The following is a 25,398-nucleotide window of genomic DNA, read 5'->3' on the forward strand; positions in this document are numbered from 1 at the left end:
CACCCGGCCTGCGCGCGCCCGGTCGCCTCGGCGCCCGGCGTTCCGTCGGGCGTCGTCTCCCGTTGAACGTTCACGCCGCGCCGTCACGGCGCACAGGGGAATCCATGCCCGATACTCCGCACCGCGGCCCGCCGCGCGCATCCGCGCGCCGCGTGCCGGTCTGGCCGGCGCCGCTGGCCTTGCTGCTGGCCGGCGCGGTCTTCGCGCAATGGCTGGCGCGCCCGGCCGCACCGCCGGCCGCGCCGACCCGCGCGTCCGGCCTCGCCGCCGACCCCGCGGCGTCGCGCCGACCGCTCGATATCCGCGTCCGCGATGCGGTCACCGGTCGCGCATTGCCCGCGCAGCTGCAACTGCAGCGCGACGGCGCGCGCGCGCTCGAATTGAACGCCGGTGCGCAAGGCGGCCGGGTCGCGAGCCTGGCCGCGGGCGATTACCGGCTGACTGTCGCCGCGCCCGGCTACGAGCCGCTGACCCTGCCGTTGCACGTCGACGCCGCGCCGAGCCTGCCGATCACGGTCTGGCTGTCGCCGTCGGCGCCGTCCGAGGCCCTGGACCTGCTGGCCTTGAAGGCCGCGGCCTGCGCCGACTGCGCGGTGTTCAGCGGTCACGTCTACGATCGCGGCGACGGCGCGCCGGTGGCCGGCGCGCGCGTGCGCAGCAGCCAGGGCGAGCAGGCCCTGACCGACGCGGCCGGCTACTTCGAACTGCAAGCGCGCTTGCCGCGTGCGCAGGCCGCCGATCGCGAGGCCTTGCCGGCGGACATCGAACTGCGCGTCGCCGGCGCCGGCTATCGCAGCCAGCGCCTGAGCGGCCTGCCCCTGCTCAACGACAGCCGCCATCTGATCGTCGATCTCGAACCCGGCGTCGGCGTCGCGGTGGTCGACCGCCGCCACGTGCAGGCGCGCGCGCGCGAACGCGCCGACCGGCAGCGGCCGGTGTCGGCGGCGGATCGGGCGCAGATCGACGCCGTCGCTGCAGCCCAGGCCGATGCGGCGCTGGACCCGGCGCGGCCGGCTTCGCGCGCCCTGGCCGAACGCTTGGCGGCGCAGGCGGCCAGCGTGCCGGTGCCGAGCAGCATCCGGGTCGGCACCAACTGCTCGGGCCGCTCCTGCAGCAGCGTGTCGGTGTACGCGTTCGAGGACTATGTGGGCCGCGGCCTCGACGAAGAATGGATCCCGTCCTGGGACGCCGACTCGCTGGCCGCCGGCGCGGTCGCCTACCGCAGTTACGCGGCCTATTACGTCGCCCATCCGGTCAACAGCCGTTATGACATCTGTGCCAGCACCGCTTGTCAGGCGTTCAACGCCGACAGCGTCTCGGCCACGGTCGCCGCGGCCACGGCCACCCGCGGCGTGCTGCTGACCCGCGACGGCCGCACCGCCGCTTTCAGCGAGTACTCGGCCGAGAACAATGCCTGGGACGATCCCTCCGACGGTCTGTCCTGCGTCAACAACGACCTCAGCTGCGGCAACGGCCGCAACGGCTCGCCGCGCAACAACTGGCCCTGCCTCAGCGACGAAGTCGGCCGCAACCGCGGCTGCTTCGGCCACGGCCGCGGCATGAGCCAGTGGGGCACCCAGCGCTGGGCCGCCAACCAGGGCCGCGACTGGCGCTGGATCGCCAATCACTACTTCAACGGCAACAACCAGCCCGGCGGCATGCGCAACGCCTTCCTCGCCAACGACGGTGGGGTCAGCGGCGGCACCGTGCTGATGGACGGGTTCGAGAACGGCGTCGGCCGCTTCGCCAGCGCACCGACCCTGTCCGGCAGCACCGTCGGCATCTCGACCGCCTCGCTGGCCCAGCAGGACTGCGCCACCCGCAAGAGCGGCAACTGCTCGTTGCGCGTGCTGCTGAAAGACGACCCGGCGGTGAGCGCGGCCTGGGCGGTGCGGCTGCTGTCCGGCGGCGGCACCCCGGCCAACAACCTGGAACTGGTGACCGCGCGCGGCCGGGTCGGGTTCTGGGTCTACACCGGCGCCAGCGGCATGACCGCCTCGCTCAGCATCGACGACAGCGACGGCACCGAGCGCGCGGTCGCGCGCGCGATCCCGAGCGGGCAGTGGACCTGGCTGGAGTGGGCGCTGGACGACCCGGCGCAGTGGAACGCCTGGGCCGGCGCCAGCAACGGCAGCATCGACGCCGCCAGCGTGCGCCTGGATGCGGTGTGGTTCCTGCGCGAACAGACCCGCTACGACGTGAACCTCTATCTGGACGACGTGCAGATCGTCCATTGATTTCCCCCCGCGTCGCGCCGTGGGCAACGGCGCGACCTCACCTGGAGCATCAAGCCATGCCTCGTTCCCTCCGTACCCGAACCGCCGCCGCGCTGTTCGCCTTCGCCGCCCTGTTCGGCTCCGCGGCGCAGGCTGCACCGAACTTCCAGATGCCGTTCCCGTGCGGCCAAGTCTGGTCGGGCCAGACCCGCACCAACCACAACCCGGTCAACTCGGTCGACTTCAACCGCGCCAACGACGAGGGCGACACCGTGGTCGCCGCCGCCGCCGGCACGGTCACGGTCGTGCGCAACCTGGGCAGCACCAGCTACGGCAAGTACGTGGTCGTCGACCACGGCGGCGGCTGGACCACGCTGTACGCGCACCTGAACTCGTTCTCGGTCTCGGTCGGCCAGAACGTGGCGATGGGCCGGCAGATCGGCACCGTCGGCAACACCGGCGGCTCCACCGGCGCCCACCTGCACTTCGAAGAACGCCTCAACGGCAGCGCGCAGAAGATCAAGTTCAACGGCAGCCAGATCCTGTACTTCGGCAGCAACGACTACACCAGCCGCAACTCCTGCGGCAGCAGCGGCGGCGCCAACGGCCAGGTCAACACCAGCGGCACCCCGCTCAACGTGCGCTCGGGCCCGGGCACTTCGTACTCGATCGTCGGCAGCCTCGCCGACGGCGCCAGCGTGACCATCCAGTGCCAGACCACCGGCAGCTCGGTCACCGGCACGTACGGCACCAGCAACATCTGGAACCGGATCGGCAGCGGTCGATTCATTCCGGACGCCTACACCTACACCGGCTCGGACGGCCGCGTCGCGCCGCCGTGCTGATCGGCTGAGTCCTGCGTTTTCGCCGGCCGTTCCGCGCGTCCGGCGTACGCTGCGGCGTCCCCCCGACGCCGCAGCGTATTCTTTTGCCCGATGCCCCGCGTTCCTCGCTGCGTCGACTGCCAATCCCCAATCTCCCAATCTCCCAATCCCCGCCGCAACATGAAACCTGCCGCCGTCCTGTTGATCGCACTGGCCTCGGCCGCGCTCGGCGCCGCGCTGGGCGGCGCCTACGTGGCGCGGCGCGAGGTCGGTGCGGCGCCCGCGGCGCCGGAAAACCCCGCGGCGGCCGCGCCGAGGGCGACGGCGCCCGCGCACGATGCGTCCGCATCGCCGCCGGACTACGTTTCGATCGGCAGCGAGCGGGTCAGTTTCGAATCCTTGCGCCGCCGCGCCGCGTCCGACCCGGCCTTCCTGCGCGGCCTGATGGAGCGCTACCGCAATCAGACCGATCCGGTCGCGCGCGGCGAACTGCTGGCCCTGCTCAACGCCGTGTCCGGCGACGAGGTGCTGCGCCTGGCCGTGTCGTTGACGGCGAGCACCCGCGCCGAAGACGAACGCGACGGCCTGGCCTTGCTCGCCGCCTACCCGATGGACCGCGCCGAAGTGCGCGAGACCGTGCTGGCCAAGCTCGGCCAGGGCGGCGACCCGCAGCGCATGGGCGAACTGGTGGCGATGCTGACCCCGGCGACCATGCCCAGCGAGGACGCCGCGCCGGTGATCGCCGAACTGGCCGTGCTGGCGCGCCATTCCGATCCGTCCCTGCGTGCGCAGGCGGTGCTGCAACTGGCGCAGTGGGACGACGGCGAGCAGACCGAAGACCTGCTGCACCGCGCGATCCTGGACCCCTCGCCGGACGTTCGGGCCAAGGCCATCGCCGGCGTCCAGGGCTCGCGCATCCGCAGCGACCGGCTCAAGGAAGCGCTGTTGGCGATCGCGGCCGATCCGGGCTCGAGCGCCGCCGACCGCGGCGCGGCGACTTTCGCTTTGCAGCAGTTCCGTCTCAACCGCGCCGAGTACGGCATCTGGCGCCGCGCCCAGGCCCAGGCCGATGCCGACAGCGGCGAGGGCGGTTGAGCCGCGCGCTCAGCTGCGCGTGGCCGGCGCCAGCCGCTGCACCCAATGCTCGCCGAATGCGGTCAGCAATTGATCCATATGCCGCGGGTCGCGCCGGTCGAACACATACTCGCCGCAGGCGCCGGCGTGCAGCGGGCGCTGTTCGACGTCGAAGCCGGCGCCGGCTTCGAAGCGGTGTTCATCGCCCACCACCGCACGGGCGCGGATCGTGCCCAAGGCCTCCAGCGCATCGTCGTGGCGCTCGCCGTGGATCAGGCCGCGCGCGGCGACGTCGCCGCCGGCGAGGATCCGGCCGCTGCTGTCGATATGGCCGGCGCGCACGTGGCCGGTCACGACGATGCGCGAGGCTGGCCCGGCGTCGCGCAGTACGCCGTGGACGCTGAGGTTGCCGGCCACGACCAGGGCCGCGCGGACCGACAAGTCGCCTTCGACTTCCAGGTCGCCGACCAGGGCGCGGGGAGCGCCGTCGTCGAGTCGGGCGCCGGCGCTGCGTACCGTGCGCGCCGGCGCCAGGCGTCGGGCCAGGTGGGCCGCGCCGAACAAGGTGCCGCAATGGCACGGGGACAGGCGCCGGACCAGGGCGGCGAAGCTGCCGCACTCGACCGCGGCGGCCTCGATCGCGACGAAGTCGGGCGCCGGCGACACCGGCAGGGGCGGGGCGCCGGCCCGGGCCGCGGCGAAATCGGCCGCAGTCGGGGGCGCCAGGCGGGTGTCCAGTTCGTGCAACGGCATCGGATCGTCCCTGGCTAATGGGCCAGGAAGTATGAACAGCGTTCAGTTGGGAAACCTTGCGCGAATCCGGCGATCGCCGGCCCAGACCCGGACCTGCGGCACAAAATCGAACTAAATCAATCTCCTACCGCAGCCGGATGGCCCCGGCGGCGGCCGGATGGGGCGCCGGGGCGGCTCCCGGGGACTGTGAACCCGGCTTCAGATTGCCGCAACGGCTGAACATCCATGCCTTGCGCCAATTGATTTTCGTGCTGGACACCACTACGGTGTGCGTGCTGAGTTCGTCAAGGGTCACCGTAGGTCGTGACCCGATGCCGTAGATCGCTGATCCACTCCATCGTTTCACCTGGCTTCCTCCTTGCAACCAGCTCAACGCCGCCGATGGCGGTATATCCATAGTTAAGTATGTTCAAGGAGTTAGCAAATGTCGGATCGTGAAGTCGGTACCGTCAAGTGGTTCAACGATGCCAAGGGCTTTGGCTTCATCAGCCGTGAGAGCGGCGATGACGTGTTCGTGCATTTCCGCGCGATCCAGGGCACCGGTTTCAAGAGCCTGCAGGAAGGCCAGAAGGTCTCCTTCGTCGTGACCCAGGGCCAGAAGGGCCTGCAGGCCGACCAGGTGCAGGCGCTCTGAACCTACGGGTTCTGCGTTGACCTCGCCGCCGCGCCCTCGGGCGCAGCGGCCGCGAAAGCCCGGCGCAAGCCGGGCTTTTTCGTTTTCGGAGCAGCGCTTGCCGGTGCCCGGCATTCGCAATCGGGCGGCTGGGCGGCGAGCCGCCGGACGCGCTTCCCAAGCCGCGCGCCAGCGCGCACCATCTGCGCGGTTTTCCCGAATCCGACCCCGATCGACCCGGCCATGAGCGCACCCGACAACGAATCCGATTACGAAGACGACGGCTACGATTTCGCCGACGACGACCGCGAGTTCGACGACGAAGCCCTGGTCTGGCAGTTGCTGCTGCTGATCAACCCCGGCGACGAGGACACCGCGCTGCAGCAATTCGGCCGCTTCCGCGAGGCGCGCGAGGAAGGCGAGGGCGGCGACGTCGCCGATCAGGTGCAGGAGATCATCGACTGGACCTCGGGCTACTACGTCGACTGGAAAGACACCGAGACCTTCATCGACGCGATCGCCCAGCTCGCCGCGCGCTGGAACCTGCGCGTGGACTGGGGCGTGGAGGACCCGGGCGACGAAGACTTCCTCGCCGGCACCGACGTGCCCGAGCTGATGGCCCGCGCCTACGACCGTTTGCGCGAGTACGGCTACACCCTGTGGAACCGCGACACCGGCGGCGACGCCTATGCCGGTTGGATCGCCCTGCGTCGCGACGACGAGAACATGCAAGCCGTCTGCGCCGCCCTCGGCATCGACATCCGCCCCGGCAGCGACGCGTTCTGACCCCGCTTCGCGCCGGCCATAGCGGCGCGAGCCGCGACCGCGGGCGCGCAGGTCGCGGCGCTTCCTGCCGATAGCGACAACGACGGCAGCGACCACCACGACAACGCATCGCGGGGAGGCGACACCACCCGTCTATAGGCGCGGCGTAAGCCGCGACCGAGCGCGCGCAGACGCCGCAACGACGCAGTCGCCGGCCGAAACCGCGCCCACCCGCCAAACGACGCCGCGCTGCGAACCTGGCAGCGCGGCGTCAGGGCCGCCCGGCAACCGGCCGGCAACGACCCGCGATCAGCAATCCGGAATCACCGCGCCGCTATTGTCGCGGGCTTCGTCGTTGCCCCAGCGGCTCAGGTAATACGCCGACACCCAGGCCCCGGCCGGGCCGACATCCAGATCGGTCTTCAGCCAGTAATGGTTGTAGCTGTCGCCGACCCGCACTTCCTGCCCCCACGCCTTGCAATACACGTAGTGGGTGCCCTTGTAGAGCGTGCCCAGCGGAGTCAGCGTCGACGGCCACTTGTAGCCGGTGGCGTCGGCGAAGGTGTCGACCCAGTACTTGCCCGGGCTCGGCGTGCCGCCGCCGTTGAGCAGGGTGTAGTAGTTGGTCCAGGGGAAGTACTTGCCGGGGTCGTAACGGTTCTGGTTCTGGCTCAGCATGCCGTGCCCCTTGATCCGCACGCTGTCCGGGACCAGATGCCAGGTGTCGTAGCCGGGGCCGTTCCAGGCCGTGCGGCAGTCGATGCCGCGTCGCGCGCACAGGCTCTTGGTCAAGCGCGCCGACGCGTTGAGCATCGCGCTCGACCAGTTGCCCGCATCCGCGGCGCGGCCGTCGTGTTCGATGCCGACGGTGTAATTGTTGTGGTACTTGGCGTGCCAGGCCTGATGGTGCTCGCGCACCATCTGGGTGATCTGACCATCGGACTTGCGGATCAGGTAATGCGCCGAGACCTGCGCGCTTGGATTCTGAAACCACGCGATCGAACCGGCGTAGGAGCCTTCCATGGTGTGCAGGATCACCGCGCTCATCGCGTTGCCGGCGGTGCTGTAGTTGCTGGAGCTGGCCGGGTTCCAGATCGCTTCGCCGAAGTCCACCGCCTTGGTCGAGACGTCGCCGGCCGGTGCGAGGCGCACCTCGCCCGCCACCTCGCGCGCGAACGCATCGTCGACCCGTACGCTGCCGTCGGCGGCATCGACGCGCAGCGCCGGCGCGCGCAGCTTGCGCAGTTGCTCCGGCGCGAATGCGCGCTCCAACTGCAGGGCTTGGGGCACGATGCGCACGCCCTGCGCATCCACGCCGCGCTGCAGCGTGTCCAGCACGCCGAAGGCGAAACTCTGCCGCGCATAGGCGGCCAAGCCGCCGTCGGAGGCGCCGTAGCCGGCGTAGCGCGCCAGTGCCGGCGCCAGGTCTTCGCTGCGTGCCACCGCGCGGCTGCGCGTACCGCCCTGGCTGGCGGCGAGCGCGCGGTCGAGCAGGGCGGCGGCGGCCAGGATGTTGCTTTCCGGGTCGTCGATCACCTGCTGCGCCGTACGTCCGATCAGGCGTGCGCCCTCGCCGACCTGATCGGCGAAACCGCCGCCGTGGTACAGGCCCATGACGCCGTAGGAGCGCGGCATGTGCAGATCGTGCGGATCCTGCGCCGGGTCGGGGCGGACGTGGTTCCAACCGGTTTCGGCGTAGGCCATCGCCTCCAGCGTGCCGGCGGGCAGGTTGGGATAGCGTGCGTAGGCGCGGCGGAAATATGCCGGATAGGCGGCGCGCTGGGCTTGCGCCAGCACCAGGGCTTGGGTCCGGTCGAATTCGAAACGCAGGCTGTCGAGACTGGGCCGCTCGGCGGCGCCGGCCGCGCCGACGGCCAAGCACAGTGCGCCGCCGATGACGGCAGCGAGAGGGTGCAGATGCATCGAACGATCTCCTTCGGAAGTCTGTATCCGTTGAAAGATGCGTATGGATCCCGTTCGATCATTGTCGTGAGCGATCGCTGCTGCGACGTGACACGCTGCCGGAAAACGATGCTGCGCACAGTTGTAATCTGTGGCCTGGCTTCCAGTCCGGCGCAGCGCGCCAGCGCGCTGCGCGTTCGCGCGCCGATGAATGCGGCGCCGCGCCGCAGCTTCTACCAACTGTCTTCGAGCATGCGCGGCTTGCAGGCCAGATATGCGCCGGCGCCCAGCACCAGCAGGCAGGCGGCGAGCATCGCGAACGGCCACGACCAGCCGTGGCTGAGGTCGTGCAGCCAACCGAACAGCAGCGGGCCCAGGCAGCTGACGGTGTAGCCCAGGCCTTGCATGAAGCCCGACAGGGCCGCCGAACCGGCCGGCGTGCGCGTGCGCAGATTGATCAGGGTCAGCGCCAAGGGAAAGGTGCTGGGGCCCAGGCCGACCAGCGCCACCCACAGGAAGGTCAGCTGCATCGGCGCCAGCAACAGGCCGGCGAAGCCGCCGAGGAAACACAGCAGGAAGCCGATCACCAGCGGGAACGGATTGGCGATGCGCACCGCCAGCGAGGGAATGCACAGCGCCCCGACCAGGCCCAGGGTCGAGAACAGCGCGACCATGCTGCCGCCCAGGGCTGCGCTGCCGCCGGCCTCGGTCAGCAGCTTGGGCAGCCAGGTGAACATGGAGTAGGTGATCAGCGAGGTCATGCCGAACATCAACGTCATGCCCAAGGCCACCGGCGAACGCCACACCCGGCCGCGCGCGCTCGGCGCCGGCGGTGCGGCCAGTTCCGGCGCTTCGTCGCCGCTGCGCACCGCGCGATCGTGCGTGTCGGCCAGGGCGCGAGCCTGCGCCGAGTCGCCGCGCTTCTCCAGCCACAACACCGCCAGCCACGGCAGCGCGGCCGCCACCGCGACCAGCGACCAGGAGCCCAGCGAGACTCGCCAGCCGGCCTGCTGCGCCAGGGGCACCGCGGCCAGCGCGGGCAGGATGGTGCCGAGCTGCAACACGGTGATGTAGGCGGTGCTGAGCGTACCGACGCGGTCGGCGAAATAGCGCTTGACCAACGGCGGCAGCACCACGTTGCCGATGCCCATGCCGGCCAACGCCACCGCCGAGGCGGCGAGCAAGGGCCAGGTGCCGCCGGCCAATGAGCGTGCGAACAGGCCCGCCGCGGCCAGCGCCATCGCCAGCAGGGCGGCGCGTTCCAGGCCGATGCGATGCGCCAACGCCGGCGTAGCCACGCCGAACAAGGCGAATGCGGCGGTCGGCACCATGCCGAACACGCCGGTCATGGTCGAACCGAAACCGAACTCGTGGCCCAGCGCCTCCAGCAGCGGCGTCAGCGAGGTCACCGCGGTGCGCAGGGTGAACGCCGACAGCACGATGCCGGCCAGTACCCACGCCCGGTCCTGCCATAGCGGACGGGCGGAGGAACCGGCGGTGGCGGAGACGGCGGGAGCGCTCATGTAGGGATGGAGTAAGCGGAAACGCGCAACGAGCGCGAAAAGTGGCGGACAGGTGCGAACAGGACGGCGAAGGCGCGCGGCGGGGATTCGCGGACCGACAGTGTGGGCGCCGCACGAGGTGCGCGCCATAGCTGCGGCAGCAACGGTCAGTTGCGGCAAAGTCCGGTGAGGCCCACGTGAAATCCACCCCGAAGGCGCGCCGATGCGGGCTGCAGTCCGATGGCGATGGAACGCATCGATCCGCGCATGCGAGCGTCATCGGATTGAACCGGCCGCGGCGCGGCCGCATCGTGGGAGTCTTCCCGACAGCCTCGCGTACGGAGTTCGAGCATGAGCCACGCCGCATCCACGCCCCCGCGGATCAAGATCGACTTCGTCTCCGACGTGGTCTGCCCCTGGTGCGCAGTCGGTCTGAACGCGTTGGAGCAGGCGATCGCGCGGGTCGGCGACGAGATCCAGGTCGATCTGCATTTCCAACCGTTCGAACTCAACCCGCAAATGGTCGCCGAAGGCGAGGACGTCGATCAGCATCTGGCGCACAAGTACGGCCTGGGCCCCGAACAGCTGGCCAGCAATCGCGAGGCCTTGCGCCAGCGCGGCGCCGCGCTGGGATTCGAGTTCAACGCCCGTAACCGCATCTACAACACCTTCGACGCGCACCGCTTGTTGCATTGGGCCGGCACCGTCGGCCCGGCGCAGGAGCGCGCGCTCAAGCACGCCTTGCTCAAGGCGTATTTCACCGATGGTCAGGACGTATCCTCGCCATCGGTGCTGACCGCTGTCGCCGCCTTGGTCGGCCTGGACGCGCAGCGCGCGCGGCAGGTGTTGGAGTCCGACGAGTACGCGGCGCAGGTGCGCGAGCAGGAGCGGTTCTACCAAAGCCAGGGCATACGCGCGGTGCCGTCGGTGATTCTCAACGACCGCCACCTGATCCAGGGCGGACAGCCGGTCGAGCAGTTCGAGGCGGCCTTGCGCCAGATCGCGGCGATGCCGGCGGCATCCGCCACTTGATAAGACGCCGCGCGCGAGCGTGCGGCACACGGCGCGAGCGAGTTGCGACGTGAACCCCGGCGTATGCCGGCTTGTGCGTCGGCATGGCGCTGCGTAGCATCGTCGTCGCGGCCTCCGGGCCGCGCCCCCCCCCTCGTTTGCCAGCCGGTTCATCGCCCGCCAGCCTTTTTTTTTAAAGTGAGACGGGAAAGGGGCGCGCATGGTTGCCTTTGCGCCGCTTGCCACATTCCTGCCACAGGTTCGCGGCCATGCTGGGGCTTTCCCCCGCAAGGAGAGTCGCGATGGCGGTCCGGTTTGCTTCCGTTTCGACGGCCGCGATGGCCGCGATGTGCGCAGTGTTCGCCGATCCCGCCTTCGCGCTATCGGCGCAATCCGCCGCCGACCGCGCCGTATTGGCCCAGCGCTGGGCGCCGGTGCACTACCAAGATGTCGACCAAACCGGCGCGCATGCGCTCGGCGGCGCAGCCGACTACATTGCCCGTTACGACTTCGATGGCGACCTGGACGCGCGCAACAACTGGGATCACGCCGGCCAGGCGGCGTACCCGCTGGCGGCGCATGCTTACTATTCGGTGGTCGAAACCGCCACGCACTGGTACATCACCTACCTGTTCTTTCATCCGCGCGACTGGACCGACTCGTTCTTCGACACTGAGCACGAGAACGATGCCGAGGGTGTGATGTTCGCGATCGCCCGCGACGGGTCGACCTATGGCCGGCTCAAGGCCGCGGTCACCGTCGCCCATACCGATTTTTTCTCCTATGTTCCGGCCGGCAGCGACTGGACCGGCAATGCCGAGAACGTCGACGGCACGCTGTCCTTCCTGGCTCACCAGGGTTTGCCGCATCCGGTCACCGCACAAGAGGCCAAGGGGCATGGGCTCAAGGCGTGGCCGGCCTATGACATCCGCGGCGATGGCGTGATCTATTACCCCTCGTCGAGCGTGGCCGAAGTACCGTCCGGCCCCGATGATCGCCATGTCCAGTACAAGCTGATCGATATCTTCGAGCCGGGTGGGCTATGGGAACAGCGCAACAACACCTGGCTGTTCTCCGGCTACGGCAACTTCGCCGGCGACAAGAGCGGCGGTTGCGGCAGTGGCGCGATCGGCTGCACGGCGAATGCGGCCAACGCGCCCTGGGGCTGGGACGACAAAGACGACGTTCCGGCTCGCGGCGCGTTGGCGAGCGATCCGGCCGCGCTGGCGGCGAACTACTTCCGCATCCCGGAGGCGAGCAGCCCGGTCTATACCTACAACCCGTATCGCTGAATCGTGACTTGGCTGACCCGCTGAAGTCGTGCGGCCTCGGCTGCCCAGTTGCGTACGGCCGGGCCTACGCACTCGCACGGTGTTATGGCGTCTAATGTGCCAAGCGGGATTGGTTGCGGGGCCTCACGCGACGTGTCAAATTCTCCCGATCTTTGGCGCCAGGGAGGGCTTCGCCATGCAAGCTCGGCATTTGTTTCGTACGCAGCTGTCTTGGGGTTTGTTGCTTGGGCTTTGCTTGATTCTGCTGGTTCTGCCCAGGCCTGCGTTGGCATGTGAGGAGGAATATAGCTACAGCATATATCCGACGCATCGCAAGGTGGAAGCAACGTGCGCCACGGAAGCTGAGGCCAAGCAGGCTTGCCAGGATTTTGTTGAGGCGCATGGGTATAGCGGATCGGGACACTGCGTAGGCGCTTACGATGCCGGCTGGCTTCGTGACGGAGACAGTTGGTATTACGGTTCGTTTCGATCGGGCCAGATAGCACAGCCGTCAAAGAATGCGGGTGCGCCAAAGTGCCCGGGTCAATGCTTCGGCGATCCGATCAACGCGGGCAACGGCAATAAATTCGAGTCCAAGGTCGAGTACCGCGGCGAGGGCCCATTTCCGCTCGAGTTTTCCTGGACCTATAATTATCTGTTGCCACCGGCGCCGCTGCCGCCCCATTCGTTCACCTTGGGCGGAAACCGTACTTTCAACTACGGTAGCCGTGGGGCGCTATGGAAATTTTGGAGCCTGAGGGACCAGTTCGTCGTCTCGCGTCCCGACGGCAAGATTGCCTACTTCAAAAAGCCGGAATCCGGCGAGTATTGGACTTCCTACCCGGGGAACGATCACCGTCTTCGCCAGCTCGCCGACGGCTGGGAGTACCAGGACGAAGACGGTCATTTCGAAATCTTCAACGCGGCCGGGCTGTTGACCGAGCTGCGCGACCCGCAAGGCTTTCGGCAGACCCTGGAGTACGACGCCTCCGGCCGCCTGAAGACGGTCCGCGATTTCGCCGGCCGCACGCTAGGCTTCGACTACAACGCCGCCGATCTGATCTCGCAGCTCAACCTGCCGGACGGACGAGCGATCAAGTTCTCGTATACGGCGCAGAACCGCCTGGAAACCGTAGAGTACCAGGACGGTTCCACGGTCAAGTACCGGTACGACGAGGCCGGCTACATGGGCTCCAGCACTACGCGCTGGGGAGCCCTGACCGGCGTCGAAGACGAGTCGGGCGTGCGCTACTCCTCGACCCACTACAACTGGGATCTGGCCCTGGGCACCGAGTTGGCCGGGTCGCTGGACCAGTACAGCGCGGACTACGAGCGCGATGGCAACCGGACCTACATGGCCTACACCGCCATCGGCCTGCCCTCCGGTGCGAAGCGGAAACTCAATCTGACCTCGGCCAACGGTCGCATCGTGCCGTGGCGGATCGTCACCGAGTGCCCCGGCTGCGCGCCGCGCAAGACGGAGTATGTGTACGACGCCGCGGGCCGCTACGACCGCATCGACGACAACGGCGTCGTCAACGACGTCGACTACGACGCGCGCGGCCTGCTGACGCAGTCTGTAGAAGCGGCCAACGACACCGCCGGCCACCGCCGAACCACCCAGACCGATTGGCACGCCCGCTTCCGCGTTCCGTTGGAGCGTCGCCGGCTCGACGCTAACGGCCAACTGGTCGCCAAGAGCGTCTGGACCTACAACGACCGCGGCCAAACGCTCACCGCCAGCCAGATCGATCCCAGCGGCCAGTTGCCGGCCCGCATCACCGCCTACCGCTACTGCGAGCAGGCCGACATCGCCGCCGGTGCCTGCCCGCGCGCGGGCCTGCCGCTGTCCGTGGACGGCCCGCGCAGCGACGTGGCCGATGTCGTGCGCTACTACTACTACGCCCACGACGAAGCCGCCTGCGCGGCGGCGCCGGCGACCTGCGCCTACCGCAAGGGCGACCTGTGGAAGGTCGAGAACGCACTCGGCCAGACCGTGGTGGAAGTGCTGCGCTACGACGGCGCCGGCCGCGCGCTTTCGGCCCGCGACGGCAACGGCGTGCGCACCGACTACGAGTTCAACGCCCGCGGCCGGCTGGCCGCCGCCAAGACCCGCGGCGCCGACGACGCCAGCGAGGCCGACGACCGGATCGTGCGCGTCGATTACTGGCCGACCGGTCTGGTCAAGAAAGTGACCTTGCCCGACGGTGCCTACCTCGCCTACACCTACGACGCCGCCCGGCGCCTGACCGACGTCGCCGACGAGGCCGGCAATACGATCCACTACACCCTGGACAGCCGCGGCAACCGCACCCAGGAGGACACCCGCAGCGCCAACGGTACGCTCACCCGCTCGTTCTCGCGCGTGTTCAACCTGCTCGACGAAGTCCAGGCGGTGAAGGACGCCGCCCAGAACGCCACCTTCTTCACCTACGACAGCCGCGGCAACCCGAACCTGGCCACCGATGCGCTTGGCCGGGTCACCGACCAGGACCACGACCCGCTCGATCGCCTGGTGCGCACCCTGCAAGACGTCAACGGCCTCGCCGTCGAAACCCGGTTGCAGTACGACGCCAACGATCGCCTGACCCAGGTCGTCGACCCCAAGGGCCTGAGTACGACTTACGGCTACAACGGCCTGGGCGACCAGATCCGGCTGACCAGCCCGGACACCGGCGTCACCATCTACGGCTACGACGCCGCCGGCCAGCTGACCAGCAAGCAGGACGCCAACGACGCCGTCGCCCACAGCTACGGCTACGACGCGCTGGGCCGGCCGAAGACGATCTCCTACGGCAGCGGCGGCAACGACGTCGAGTACGACTACGACAGCGTCAACCCAGAGTGCGCGACCGGGGAAACCTTCGCCGTCGGCCAGGTCGCCGCGATGCGCACCGAGGGCACCGCGCTCAAGTACTGCTACGACCGCTTCGGCCGGGTGACGCGCAAGCTGCAGACCGTGGACGGCCGCAGCTTCGCCCTGCGCTACGCGTACGACCCGGCCGGCCGCCTGCAGGCGCTCACCTACCCGGACGGCGCCGTCGCCGACTACACCCGCGACGCCGGCGGCCGGGTGACCCAGGTCCACGTCACGCCCGCGGGCGGCGCCCGCACCGCGCTGCTGACCGGCGCGAGCTACCGGCCGTTCGGCCCGGTGGCCGGCTGGACCTACGGCAACGGCCGCAGCCTCAGCCGCAGCTACGACCTCGATTACCGCGCCAAGACCGTCTTCGATGCCGCTAGCGGCGGTCTGTCGCTGGACTACGGCTACAACGAAGCCGGCGAGCTGACCGAGCTCAAGGACGGCCTGCACAGCGCCTTCCTGGCCAAGTACGACTACGACACCCTCGGCCGGCTCGAGACCACCCGCGACGGCCCCACCGGCACCGCGCTGGAGACTTACGGCTACGACGCCACCGGCAACCGCACCAGCCTGCAGCGCGCCGGCACGACGACCACCTACGGCTACCCAGCCGATAGTCACCGACTGACCGATGTCGGCGGCGTGGCCCGCGGCTACGACGCGGTCGGCAACACCACCAGCATCGGCGGCATGGCGAAGGAGTTCATTTACAACGCCAACGACCGCATGAGCCAGGTCAAGTCGGGCGGGGTCGTGAACCGCAGCTACCGCTACAACGCCAGGGGCGAGCGGGTCGCGGCTACGAATGGCGCCAGCGGCGCGGTGGCGGTTTACACCCTGTACGACGAAGCCGGCCACTGGATCGGCGACTACGACGCCAACGGCGCGGCGCAACAGCAGGCCGTGTGGCTAAACGACGCGCCGGTCGGCCTGCTGACTGGCGCCGGCACGACGCAGAAGCTGCACTACGTCCAGCCCGACCACCTGGGCACCCCGCGCGCGGTGATCGATGCGGAGCGCAACGTCGCGATCTGGAGCTGGAACGCCAAGGGCGAAGCCTTCGGCAACGATGCGCCGAACCAGGATCCGGACCAGGACGGCACCGCATTCGTGTTCGATCTGCGGTTCCCGGGGCAGCGGTTCGATGCGGCTACGGGGCTGAATTACAACTACTTCCGGGATTACGATGCGACTAGCGGGCGGTATGTACAGAGCGATCCGATCGGTCTAGAGGGTGGGATAAGCACTTACACGTACGTCGCCGACAGTCCTTTAAAGTTCGCTGATCCATTTGGCTTGGCCAAACTAATTTTGTTGCCGTCGGATGATCCTAATTATGCGGCTGCGGTAGCTGCTCCGGATATTGCAGGCAGGCTTGAGGTGTTTGCTCATGCAAACAGGAAGAGGGTCGCAAATATGGATGCCTATGAGCTGGCAAATCTCATTGGTGCAAGTGGGCTATGGCAGCCTGGCATGCCTATCAAGCTCAATGCGTGCAACACTGCTCAAGGTGAGGATAATATCGCCAGGGAGCTGTCGAAAGTTCTAGACACGTTTGTTAGAGGTGCAGATTCGCCGACAGTTACTCGGGGTGAGAAAGATCTCGGCCCTAAAAGAACTATCAGAATTCCGTTTACTCGATCGGTGATTCCCTATGCCGACGGCGGTTGGAAGGTTTATCTATCCGGAAGGCAGATATGAGAAAATATCTAGCGGGTGCTTTGATTTTGATCGCAATCTTCTTCACTTGGGTTTACTGGTGGGCGCCGACCAGTACATGTGATGAATGTGATGGCTCTAGTGCAGCAGTCCTTACGGACGCGGCCGGATCGTATGAGCAAGCTGCGCGGAATGGTGAGTCGGAGAAGCAAGTTTACTACTCACTGGTCGGAGCGCTCGAAGGTAACAAGGAGCTAGAACGAAAGTACTTGGCATCGTTTAAAGCGATGAGTCCCGCACGGCAGCAGGGTTCGATTGCGGCAGTCGAAAGAATGCCGTCGTCAGATAGACGCGATGAACTGCTGGGCAAGATGCGGCGGCAGGTCGATGGTCGGTGAATCTTGAATCAGAGAGCTATCGGGGTTGTGTCAATGGGATAAGTGATAACTGATCAGAACACCTTCGGTTAGGGCTCCTGTCTAGTCTTTGTTGGAAAGCAGTGAGGCTAGGATGGTTCAGCATATAAAAGAAACGTTCGCTGTCATGGTGGCGATTCTGGTGTTGAGTGGATGCTCGTCTTTGCCCTGGAGTGCTGAATCTGCTGCTTCCAACGAGATTGATTGGCTGTCCTCTCACGGTGCGCCAATTCCGCTGGAAGCGAATGAGCTCAAGCCATCGGCCTATGTTGAAGTGGGCGGTAGCGAACTGTCGAAGGCTATCGAGTTGCTGAGGCATTCGAAGGTTGTTGGGCTCGAGGGCGATATCGAGCTTTTCTCCTCGGCGAGAAATCGGCTGGTGGGGCGGAGATTTTTCTTGCTGAGGGCCAAGAAGGACGACATCGAAGGATCGTATTCTGTCTTCCTGGCTAACGGTCAGGCGTTGGTTCTCTACAGCCATCTCGGCGGCTGCGGTGATGAAACAAAGTCTGCTCTGGTTGTCGCCTCGGAAGCTCCGATTGTTCAAGTGTTCGGTGGATGTTCTTCTGGCATGTGAGCGCACAGCATGGGCTTGCGGCGGTAGCGCTGCAAGCCGGTCATGGCGACCTTTCCGTTGAGCTGGCTTGAACTCGCTTCCCGTGGGGTTTCCTGAGTCTCCTCGGACGCCATAAATGAACGCTCCTCTGATTCTCGTCCTAGGCATGGCTGCAATTGCGCTGGCAGTCTGCCTACTTGCACGGAACGTCACGGCTCTAGCTGCCGGGCTGGTGACCATATGGCTGTGCATCTGCTACATGCTCCTGATCCCTTTCACGGGCGCCATGCGCATCGCCATCGCGTCGGTCGATCCACACTCATCGGCCTTCATGGCAGTTGGCACGGCGCTGACTATCTTGCTGAATGAAGTGACTCCGGCCAGATGGGCAATAGCGTTTCTGTCTCTTGCCTTGGTATTGGTTGCGTGGGTGAGATCGCGCCGGTGCTCGGCGTAGCAGGCGGAGATCGGTTTCAAGAGAGGCGGTATGGAAGCTGAAAGCAGCACGGGGTTAGGGGGGCTTTCCTTGTGAAGAAGTGTCTCGCTCTGGTTCTTGCGATTTTGTCGATGGCATTGGTAACAGGTTGCACTGCAGATCCCAGCCAGACGCACGTCGTCAGCCCGCAGTTCTCTCTTTGCATCGCGACTTCCGAGCCGGTCGCCGTTTCCTTGCGCGATGGCATCGATGCGACCCAGGGCGAGATCCGGGTGGGCGCCAGCAGGGCCAGCCTCACGGTCGATCTGCACCCTTATTACCCGGGCTTTCGCAAGATCGCGAAGCCCGAGCGCCTGGGGGCCGATTTGATATCCATCGATTCCGGCGTGTATGAGACTAGGGCAGGGGGAAGGCGGACCATGACGCTGTCCGCTTACGAGCTTGCGGACCGCGGGGTTGTGTATGTCGTGCTTGCCGGTGCGCCGGGAGAGGGGCCGATGCTGGAGCGGATTCGGGATCGGTTCTGCGCATGCGGCCGTTGTTGATGGCCGCCGGTTGCGTGGGATGACGGCGGTTCCCGTAGGCGCGGCGTCCCGCGGGATTTCCGCCGGTCATGAGTCGCGGCGGGGCGGCGGGAATGATGGGGCTGCGTCGGGCCGCGGTGGGGGGCGCATCGTCTTTGGTGCGCGACGTGGCTTCGGATGGGGACGTGGTATTGCGGTGCTTCGGTGGTCGCGGCTCACGCCGCTCCTACAGGAGCAGCAGAGCTGCGCGGCGAGATTGAGGTATGTGGGGTCGCGGCTCGCGCCGCTCCTACCCCTCGGGGTGGTGCGCCGGTCCATAGCCGGCGCCACCCGCGTCGACGCCATGTGAAACAAAACCCCGCATCCGGCAAGCCCGAAAGGCCCTTGCCGGGTTGACCTCGCGCGCCCAAAAAAAGAGAATGATCGTTCATTCTATGATGTGCCCGCGGTCCGTCCTGGCCGCACTAACGACCTGAGGCTCCCCCATGCCGTCGCGCAAGTCCATGTCCTATAAGGCAATTCTCACCGTTTCCGTGCTCTGCCTGGCGCTCGCCGCCTGCGGTGGGGGCGGCGACCAGCAGGGCGGTCCCGGTGGCCCGGGCGGCCAGAAGGGTCAGGTCACCGTGGTGACCCTGAAGCCGGAAACCATCACCCTGACCCGCGAGCTGCCGGGGCGGACCAGCGCTTCGCTGATCGCCGAGGTGCGGCCGCAGGTCAACGGCATCGTCGAGAAGCGCCTGTTCACCGAGGGCGGTCTGGTCAAGGCCGGCCAGCCGCTGTACCAGCTCGACGACAAGACCTACGCCGCCGATGCCGAGAGCGCCAAGGCGACGCTGGCGCGCGCCGAGGCGGCGCTGAATTCGGCTCAGCTCAATGCCCGCCGCTCGACCGAACTGGTCAAGATCGACGCGGTCAGCAAGCAGGACGACGAGAACGCCACCGCCACGCTCAAGCAGGCCCGCGCCGACGTCGCCGCCGGCCGCGCCCAGGTGCAGAGCACCAGCGTGGTGCTCGGCCGCGCCCGCATCACCGCGCCGATCAGCGGCCGGATCGGCAAGTCGGCGGTCACCGCCGGCGCGCTGGTCACCGCCAATCAAGCCGAGCCGCTGGCGGTGGTGCAGCAGCTCGATCCGGTCCACGTCGACATCAGCCAGTCCAGCGCCGAACTGCTTGCCCTGCGCAAGCAGATCGCCGCCGGCACCCTGACCGAGGCCAGCACGCCGGTGACCATCCTGCTCGAGGACGGCACCCCGTACGAGCACGCCGGCAAGCTGGCGTTCTCCGAAGTCACCGTCGACGAAGGCACCGGCAGCTTCCTGCTGCGGGTGGTGGTGCCCAATCCCGACAACCTCCTGATGCCGGGCATGTACGTGCGCGCCCAGCTCGGTACCGGCGTGCGCCAGAACGCGTTGCTGGTGCCGCAGCAGGGCGTGTCGCGCGATCCCAAGGGCGCCGCCACCGCGATGGTGGTCAACGCCAAGGGCCAGGTCGAGCCGCGCGAAGTGCAGGTCAGCCAGGCCATCGGCGACAAGTGGCTGGTCGAGGGCGGGCTGAAGGCCGGCGACAAGGTGATCGTCGAAGGCCTGCAGAAGATCGGCCCCGGCATGCCGGTCGATGCGGTCGAGAAGGGCGCGCAACCGGCCAAGCCGGCCGCCGCGCCCGCCGCCGCGCCGCAGCAGTAATCGGAGAATTTCATGGCACGGTTCTTTATCGATCGCCCGATCTTTGCCTGGGTCTTGGCGATCATCATCATGATCGGCGGCGCGATTGCGATCACGCAGTTGCCGATCTCGCAGTACCCGACCATCGCGCCGCCGACGGTATCGGTGAACGCGTCCTATCCCGGCGCCTCGGCCAAGGCGGTGGAAAACTCGGTGACCCAGATCATCGAGCAGAACATGAAGGGCATCGACGGGCTGATGTACATGTCGGCGACCAGCTCGTCCGACGGCCAGTCCGGCGTCACCCTGACCTTCGAGAGCGGCACCGATCCCGACATCGCCCAGGTCCAGGTGCAGAACAAGCTGCAGCTGGCCACGCCGTTGCTGCCGCAGATCGTGCAGCAGCAGGGCGTCAGCGTGTCCAAGGCCAATTCGGCGTTCCTGCTGGTGATCGGCTTCGTGTCCGAGGACGGCAGCATGAACGGTGCCGACATCGCCGACTACGTCGCCGCCAATCTGGTCGATCCGCTGGCCCGCGTCGACGGCGTCGGCAGCACCCAGCTGTTCGGCACCAAGTACGCGATGCGGATCTGGCTGGACCCGGACAAGCTCAACACCTATAAGCTGACCCCGAACGACATCATCACCGCCCTGCGCGCGCAGAACGCCCAGGTCGCGGTCGGCCAGCTCGGCGGCACGCCGTCGGTGAAGGGGCAGCAGCTCAACGCCACCATCACCGCGCAGGACCGCCTGCAGACCGCCGAGCAGTTCCAGAACGTCGTCGTGCGCGCCAACGGCAACGGTGCGGTGCTGAAGCTGTCCGACGTGGCCCGGGTCGAACTGGGCCAGGAGGACTACAGCACCATCGCCCGCTTCAACGGCAAGCCGGCCACCGGCATCGCGATCTCGCTGGCCACCGGCGCCAACGCCCTGGCCACCGCGCAGGCGATCCAGGCCGAGCTGGAGCAGCTCAAGCCTTCGTTCCCCAAGGGGCTGAAGGCGGTCACCCCGTTCGACACCACACCGTTCGTGCGCGTGGCCATCGAGGAAGTGGTCAAGACCCTGCTCGAAGCGATCGTGCTGGTGTTCCTGGTCATGTACCTGTTCCTGCAGAACTTCCGCGCCACCCTGATCCCGACGATCGCGGTGCCGGTGGTGCTGCTGGGCACCTTCGGCCTGCTCGCGCTGTTCGGCTACTCGGTCAACATGCTGACCATGTTCGCGGTGGTGCTGGCGATCGGCCTGCTGGTCGACGACGCCATCGTCGTGGTCGAGAACGTCGAACGCGTGATGAGCGAGGAGGGGCTGACCCCGCTGGAAGCCACGCGCAAGTCGATGGACCAGATCACCGGCGCCCTGGTCGGCATCGGCCTGGTGCTGTCGGCAGTGTTCGTGCCGATGGCCTTCCTCGGCGGCGCCACCGGCGTGATCTACCGCCAGTTCTCGGTCACCATCGTCTCGGCGATGGGCCTGTCGGTGCTGGTCGCGATCGTGCTGACGCCGGCGCTGTGCGCGACCATGCTCAAGCAGATCGAGAAGGGCCACCATGCGTCCGACAAGGGCTTCTTCGGCTGGTTCAACGACAAGTTCGACCGCAGCAACAAGAAGTACCAGGGTGTGGTGCACGGCATCGTCACCCGCGCCGGCCGCTTCATGACCGTGTTCGCGGCGATGGCCGTGCTGATGGGCGTGATGTTCTTCCGTCTGCCGTCCTCGTTCCTGCCGCAAGAAGACCAGGGCTTCCTGTTCACCATCGTCCAGGCGCCGGTCGGCGCCACCCAGGAACGCACCGGCGAAGTGCTCAAGAAGGTCGAGGATCAGTTCCTCAACGATCCGGCCGTGGACTCGCTGTTCACCGTGCAGGGCTTCAGCTTCGCCGGCAACGGCCAGAACGCCGGCATGGCGTTCTCGCAGCTGAAGTCGTGGGAAGAGCGCGAAGCGACCTGGGGCGACCGCTGGCGTTGGCTGACCAGCTTCGGCAAGACGCCGATGCCGGACAACAGCGTCAACGGCGTGGTCGGCCGCGCCATGGGCAACTTCATGCAGATCAAGGACGCGTTCGTGTTCGCGCTGGCGCCGCCGGCGGTGTTCGAACTGGGCAACTCCAACGGCTTCGTGTTCTACCTGAAGGACAACGGCGCGCTCGGCCACGATGCGCTGGTCGCCGCGCGCAACCAGTTCCTCGGCATGGCCGCGCAGAGCCCGCTGCTGCAGAACGTGCGTCCCAACGGCATGGAAGACACGCCGCAGTTCCGGGTCGATGTCGACAACCAGAAGGCCTCGGCCCTGGGCCTGAACATCGCCGACATCAACTCGACCCTGCAGGCGGCCTGGGGCGGCCAGTACATCGACGACTTCGTCGACCGCGGCCGGGTCAAGCGCGTCTACATCCAGGCCGACGCGCCGTTCCGCATGGCGCCCAGCGACTTCAACCGCTGGTACGTGCGCAACGACAAGGGCGACATGGTGCCGTTCTCGGCCTTCGCCAGCACCCGCTGGGAGTACGGTTCGCCGCGTCTGGAGCGCTACAACGGCGTCTCGGCGCTGGAAATCAACGGCGAGGCCAAGCCGGGCGTGAGCTCGGGCGAGGCCATGGCCGAGGTCGAGAAGCTGGTCGCGCAGTTGCCGCAAGGCATCGGCCTGGAATGGACCGGGCTGTCGTTCCAGGAACGCCAGGCCGGCGCGCAGACTCCGCTGCTGTACACGCTGTCGCTGCTGATCGTGTTCCTGTGCCTGGCGGCGATGTACGAAAGCTGGGCGATCCCGACCTCGGTGCTGCTGATCGCGCCGATGGGCATCCTCGGCACCGTGCTGGCCACCTGGCTGCGCGGCATGGAGCGCGACGTGTACTTCCAGGTCGCGATGCTGACCACGGTGGGCCTGTCGAGCAAGAACGCGATCCTGATCGTGGAGTTCGCCAAGGAGAACCTGGAGAAGGGCATGGACCTGATCTCGGCCACCCTGGCCGCGGTCGGCGACCGTTTGCGCCCGATCATCATGACCTCGCTGGCGTTCGGCCTGGGCGTACTGCCGCTGGCGCTGGCCAGCGGCGCGGGCTCCGGCGCACAGCGCGCGATCGGCACCGGCGTGCTCGGCGGCATGGTCGTCGGCACCTTCCTCGGCATCTTCTTCGTGCCGTTGTTCTTCGTCGTGGTGGAAAAAGTGTTCGTCAGAAAGAAGAAGCACGCGCCCTCGGCGCAGGCCGCGGAAGGAGCGCACAGCCATGAGTAAGTTCTCCCTTCACGCTCTGGCGATCGCGGTCGCCCTGGCGGGCACCGGCTGCGTCAGCCTCGCGCCGAAGCTGCCGCCGGCCGAGGCCGGCATCCCGGCCGAATGGCCGTTGCCGCCGACCACCCCGTCCTTCGTCGGCGCGCAGCCGCTGAGCTCCGATCCGGCGGCCTCGCAGGAGGCCGCCGCGGCCGGCGGCGCGGCGGTGGCCGACATCGGCTGGCGCGATTTCTTCGTCGACCAGAACCTGGAAGACCTGATCGGTCGCGCGTTGGAGAACAACCGGGACCTGCGCGTGGCCGTGCTCAACGTCGAGAAGGCGCGTGCCCAGTACCGCATCCAGCGCGCCGACCGGCTGCCGGCGCTGAACGCCACCGCGCGGCTCGAACGCACCGGCGGCGACAACCAGAACGTTACCGACGCCTATACCGCCGGCGCTTCGATCGCCAACTTCGAACTCGACCTGTTCGGCCGCGTGCGCAGCCTCAGCCAGGCCGCGCTGCAGCGCTACTTCGCCCAGGAAGAAGCCCGCCGCGCCGCCCAGCTCAGCTTGATCGCCGAAGTCGCCAACGCCTACCTGACGCTGGCCGCCGACCGCGAACTGCTGTCGGTGTCGGAGGCCACGCTGAAAAACCAGCAGGCGGCCTACGATCTGACCCAGAAGCGGCGCGAGCTCGGCGCCGTATCCGGGCTGGAGCTGAGCCAGGCCCGCACCCAGGTCGAACAGGCGCGCGCCGATGCGGCGCGCTACGCCGGGCTGGTCGCGCAGGACACCAGCGCGCTCAATCTGCTGGTCGGCGAACAGGTCGACCCGGCGCTGCTGCCGCAGAAGCTGACCGAGGGCGTGACCGGCCTGGCCGCGCTGCCGGCCGGCCTGCCGTCGGAGGTGCTGCTGCGCCGACCCGACGTGCTCCAGGCCGAGCACCTGTTGCGCGCGCAGAACGCCAATATCGGCGCGGCGCGCGCCGCGTTCTTCCCCTCGATCAACCTGACCGGCTTCCTCGGCAGCGGCAGCAACGAACTGTCGGGCCTGTTCGAGGGCAATACCCGGGTGTGGTCGGTGACCCCGGTGGTCAATATCCCGATCTTCCAGGGCGGCAAGCTGCGCGCGGGCCTGGCCTCGGCCAAGGCCGACCAGAAGATCGCCCTGGCCGAGTACGAGAAGGCGATCCAGGCCGGCTTTCGCGACGTCTCCGACGCGCTGGCGCTGACCAAGACCCTGGCCGAGCAGCGCCAGGCCCAGGAAGCGCTGGTCGAGGCCGCCGCCCGCGCCGATCAGTTGTCGACCGCGCGCTACAAGGCCGGCCGCGACAGCTACCTCAATCAGCTCGACGCGCAGCGCACGCTCTACGCCGCGCAACAGGGCCTGGTGTCGACCCGTCTGGCCGAACAAGCCAACCGGGTGACTCTGTACAAGGTGCTCGGAGGTGGCTGGAACGAGCGCAGCCCATGAGCACTCCGGGCAAGCCCACCGCCAAGGCCGAAGCGCGCGCGCAAGCCCAGCGCGAGCGCATTCTGGTCGCTGCGCAGAAATGTTTCGTCGTGCACGGCTTCCACGCCGCCAGCATGGCCAACATCGCCGAGACGGCCGGCATGAGCGCCGGCCTGATCTATCGCTACTTCAAGGGCAAGAACGACATCATCCTGGCGATCATCGAGCGCCAGTTGGAAGAAGCGCGTTCGGACATCGCCAAGCTGCACGCGACCAGCGACCTGGTCGCGGGCATCGCCGAGGTGTTCCAGCAGTGGCAGGCCAACGACCCGAACATTACCAGCGCGGCGTTGTTCCTCGAACTCACCGCCGAGGCCACCCGCGACGCTGAGATCGCCGCGGCCACCCATGCCTCGGACCGGGTGTTCCGCGCCGATCTGGCGGCCTGGTTCGCGCGCAGCCGCGAGGACGGCGGCCTGGGCGTGCCGCAGGATCAGGTCGCCACTCGCGTGCTGATCCTGCAGAGCCTGATCGAAGGCTTGGCGATGCGCGCGATTTCGCAACCGGATTTGACCGTGGATCAGGTGAAAGCGGCGCTGGAGCAATTCCTGCCGAACCTGCTGTCGGCCTGAGCCGCAGCGCGCCGCGCATTCCGACGGGCCGCCATGCGCGGCCCGTTTTCTTTGCGCGGA

19 protein-coding genes are annotated in these 25,398 nt (G+C 67.6%); 16 read left to right on the forward strand and 3 right to left on the reverse strand.

From position 1 onward, the window contains the following. Positions 1 to 104 precede the first annotated feature (104 nt). From TX83_RS06020 to TX83_RS06030, 3 genes are all read left to right on the forward strand, one after another. Positions 105 to 2,237 (forward strand): SpoIID/LytB domain-containing protein, encoded by a 2,133-nt coding sequence (locus tag TX83_RS06020; protein ID WP_064747033.1) that lies wholly within the window; start codon positions 105 to 107, stop codon positions 2,235 to 2,237. Positions 2,238 to 2,293: 56 nt separating this feature from the next. Then, the gene (locus TX83_RS06025; RefSeq protein ID WP_064747034.1) at positions 2,294 to 3,061 is read left to right on the forward strand and encodes a M23 family metallopeptidase; all 768 of its coding nucleotides are present in this window, start codon (positions 2,294 to 2,296) and stop codon (positions 3,059 to 3,061) included. Between the two features lie 159 nt (positions 3,062 to 3,220). Further along, a complete protein-coding gene (locus TX83_RS06030; protein WP_064747035.1) occupies positions 3,221 to 4,135 on the forward strand; it encodes a HEAT repeat domain-containing protein in 915 nt (304 codons plus the stop codon). Between the two features lie 9 nt (positions 4,136 to 4,144). On the opposite strand, the gene TX83_RS06035 is transcribed toward TX83_RS06030, so the two are convergent. Beyond that, the gene (locus TX83_RS06035) at positions 4,145 to 4,867 is read right to left on the reverse strand and encodes a polymer-forming cytoskeletal protein (RefSeq protein ID WP_064747036.1); all 723 of its coding nucleotides are present in this window, start codon (positions 4,865 to 4,867) and stop codon (positions 4,145 to 4,147) included. 424 nt (positions 4,868 to 5,291) lie between these two features. Between TX83_RS06035 and TX83_RS06040 the strand changes: the two genes are divergently transcribed. Next, the gene (locus TX83_RS06040; protein WP_064747037.1) at positions 5,292 to 5,501 is read left to right on the forward strand and encodes a cold-shock protein; all 210 of its coding nucleotides are present in this window, start codon (positions 5,292 to 5,294) and stop codon (positions 5,499 to 5,501) included. Positions 5,502 to 5,723: 222 nt separating this feature from the next. Continuing rightward, the gene (locus tag TX83_RS06045) at positions 5,724 to 6,266 is read left to right on the forward strand and encodes a DUF6630 family protein (protein ID WP_064747038.1); all 543 of its coding nucleotides are present in this window, start codon (positions 5,724 to 5,726) and stop codon (positions 6,264 to 6,266) included. A gap of 288 nt (positions 6,267 to 6,554) precedes the next feature. Here TX83_RS06045 and TX83_RS06050 read toward each other — a convergent pair whose 3' ends face one another. After that, on the reverse strand, positions 6,555 to 8,168 hold the full coding sequence (locus TX83_RS06050; protein ID WP_064747039.1) for an N-acetylmuramoyl-L-alanine amidase: 1,614 nt from the start codon (positions 8,166 to 8,168) through the stop codon (positions 6,555 to 6,557). Between the two features lie 212 nt (positions 8,169 to 8,380). After that, positions 8,381 to 9,670, reverse strand: a complete 1,290-nt coding sequence (locus TX83_RS06055) for a CynX/NimT family MFS transporter (protein WP_079248072.1) — start codon at positions 9,668 to 9,670, stop codon at positions 8,381 to 8,383. Between the two features lie 330 nt (positions 9,671 to 10,000). Here TX83_RS06055 and TX83_RS06060 point away from each other — a divergent pair, with 330 nt between their 5' ends. The 11 genes from TX83_RS06060 to TX83_RS06100 all read left to right on the forward strand — a co-directional run bounded on the left by TX83_RS06060 (position 10,001) and on the right by TX83_RS06100 (position 25,338). Continuing rightward, on the forward strand, positions 10,001 to 10,681 hold the full coding sequence (locus TX83_RS06060) for a DsbA family oxidoreductase (RefSeq protein ID WP_064747040.1): 681 nt from the start codon (positions 10,001 to 10,003) through the stop codon (positions 10,679 to 10,681). Between the two features lie 203 nt (positions 10,682 to 10,884). Further along, complete coding sequence (locus TX83_RS06065) at positions 10,885 to 11,952, forward strand: hypothetical protein (RefSeq protein WP_222423727.1); 1,068 nt, start codon at positions 10,885 to 10,887, stop codon at positions 11,950 to 11,952. Between the two features lie 673 nt (positions 11,953 to 12,625). Further along, positions 12,626 to 16,495, forward strand: a complete 3,870-nt coding sequence (locus TX83_RS06070) for an RHS repeat protein (RefSeq protein WP_186442530.1) — start codon at positions 12,626 to 12,628, stop codon at positions 16,493 to 16,495. Next, the gene (locus TX83_RS22600) at positions 16,492 to 16,851 is read left to right on the forward strand and encodes a hypothetical protein (RefSeq protein ID WP_141233388.1); all 360 of its coding nucleotides are present in this window, start codon (positions 16,492 to 16,494) and stop codon (positions 16,849 to 16,851) included. Before TX83_RS06070 ends, TX83_RS22600 begins: the two co-directional genes overlap by 4 nt. A gap of 145 nt (positions 16,852 to 16,996) precedes the next feature. Next, positions 16,997 to 17,446: a hypothetical protein gene (locus TX83_RS22605; RefSeq protein ID WP_141233389.1), complete on the forward strand. Its 450-nt coding sequence runs from the start codon at positions 16,997 to 16,999 to the stop codon at positions 17,444 to 17,446. 115 nt (positions 17,447 to 17,561) lie between these two features. Then, a complete protein-coding gene (locus tag TX83_RS23645; protein ID WP_064747043.1) occupies positions 17,562 to 17,882 on the forward strand; it encodes a hypothetical protein in 321 nt (106 codons plus the stop codon). Between the two features lie 71 nt (positions 17,883 to 17,953). Then, the gene (locus tag TX83_RS06080) at positions 17,954 to 18,406 is read left to right on the forward strand and encodes a hypothetical protein (protein WP_064747044.1); all 453 of its coding nucleotides are present in this window, start codon (positions 17,954 to 17,956) and stop codon (positions 18,404 to 18,406) included. A 482-nt stretch (positions 18,407 to 18,888) separates the two neighbouring features. Continuing rightward, on the forward strand, positions 18,889 to 20,067 hold the full coding sequence (locus TX83_RS06085) for an efflux RND transporter periplasmic adaptor subunit (protein WP_064747084.1): 1,179 nt from the start codon (positions 18,889 to 18,891) through the stop codon (positions 20,065 to 20,067). Between the two features lie 12 nt (positions 20,068 to 20,079). Continuing rightward, a complete protein-coding gene (locus tag TX83_RS06090) occupies positions 20,080 to 23,277 on the forward strand; it encodes an efflux RND transporter permease subunit (protein WP_064747045.1) in 3,198 nt (1,065 codons plus the stop codon). After that, complete coding sequence (locus tag TX83_RS06095; RefSeq protein ID WP_064747046.1) at positions 23,270 to 24,727, forward strand: efflux transporter outer membrane subunit; 1,458 nt, start codon at positions 23,270 to 23,272, stop codon at positions 24,725 to 24,727. Before TX83_RS06090 ends, TX83_RS06095 begins: the two co-directional genes overlap by 8 nt. Then, the gene (locus TX83_RS06100; protein WP_064747047.1) at positions 24,724 to 25,338 is read left to right on the forward strand and encodes a TetR/AcrR family transcriptional regulator; all 615 of its coding nucleotides are present in this window, start codon (positions 24,724 to 24,726) and stop codon (positions 25,336 to 25,338) included. The genes TX83_RS06095 and TX83_RS06100 overlap by 4 nt, the downstream gene beginning before the upstream one ends. The last annotated feature ends 60 nt before the right edge of the window (positions 25,339 to 25,398 follow it).

Source organism: Lysobacter antibioticus HS124 (assembly GCF_000336385.2).
Classification (GTDB): domain Bacteria; phylum Pseudomonadota; class Gammaproteobacteria; order Xanthomonadales; family Xanthomonadaceae; genus Lysobacter; species Lysobacter firmicutimachus.

Bases quoted from the DNA above. Each gene is read 5' to 3' on its own strand.
- TX83_RS06020 (WP_064747033.1), top strand. From the start codon at position 105: ATGCCCGATACTCCGCACCGCGGCCCGCCGCGCGCATCCGCGCGCCGC.
- TX83_RS06025 (WP_064747034.1), top strand. From the start codon at position 2,294: ATGCCTCGTTCCCTCCGTACCCGAACCGCCGCCGCGCTGTTCGCCTTC.
- TX83_RS06030 (WP_064747035.1), top strand. From the start codon at position 3,221: ATGAAACCTGCCGCCGTCCTGTTGATCGCACTGGCCTCGGCCGCGCTC.
- TX83_RS06035 (WP_064747036.1), bottom strand. From the start codon at position 4,867: ATGCCGTTGCACGAACTGGACACCCGCCTGGCGCCCCCGACTGCGGCC.
- TX83_RS06040 (WP_064747037.1), top strand. From the start codon at position 5,292: ATGTCGGATCGTGAAGTCGGTACCGTCAAGTGGTTCAACGATGCCAAG.
- TX83_RS06045 (WP_064747038.1), top strand. From the start codon at position 5,724: ATGAGCGCACCCGACAACGAATCCGATTACGAAGACGACGGCTACGAT.
- TX83_RS06050 (WP_064747039.1), bottom strand. From the start codon at position 8,168: ATGCATCTGCACCCTCTCGCTGCCGTCATCGGCGGCGCACTGTGCTTG.
- TX83_RS06055 (WP_079248072.1), bottom strand. From the start codon at position 9,670: ATGAGCGCTCCCGCCGTCTCCGCCACCGCCGGTTCCTCCGCCCGTCCG.
- TX83_RS06060 (WP_064747040.1), top strand. From the start codon at position 10,001: ATGAGCCACGCCGCATCCACGCCCCCGCGGATCAAGATCGACTTCGTC.
- TX83_RS22600 (WP_141233388.1), top strand. From the start codon at position 16,492: ATGAGAAAATATCTAGCGGGTGCTTTGATTTTGATCGCAATCTTCTTC.
- TX83_RS22605 (WP_141233389.1), top strand. From the start codon at position 16,997: ATGGTGGCGATTCTGGTGTTGAGTGGATGCTCGTCTTTGCCCTGGAGT.
- TX83_RS23645 (WP_064747043.1), top strand. From the start codon at position 17,562: ATGAACGCTCCTCTGATTCTCGTCCTAGGCATGGCTGCAATTGCGCTG.
- TX83_RS06085 (WP_064747084.1), top strand. From the start codon at position 18,889: ATGTCCTATAAGGCAATTCTCACCGTTTCCGTGCTCTGCCTGGCGCTC.
- TX83_RS06090 (WP_064747045.1), top strand. From the start codon at position 20,080: ATGGCACGGTTCTTTATCGATCGCCCGATCTTTGCCTGGGTCTTGGCG.
- TX83_RS06095 (WP_064747046.1), top strand. From the start codon at position 23,270: ATGAGTAAGTTCTCCCTTCACGCTCTGGCGATCGCGGTCGCCCTGGCG.
- TX83_RS06100 (WP_064747047.1), top strand. From the start codon at position 24,724: ATGAGCACTCCGGGCAAGCCCACCGCCAAGGCCGAAGCGCGCGCGCAA.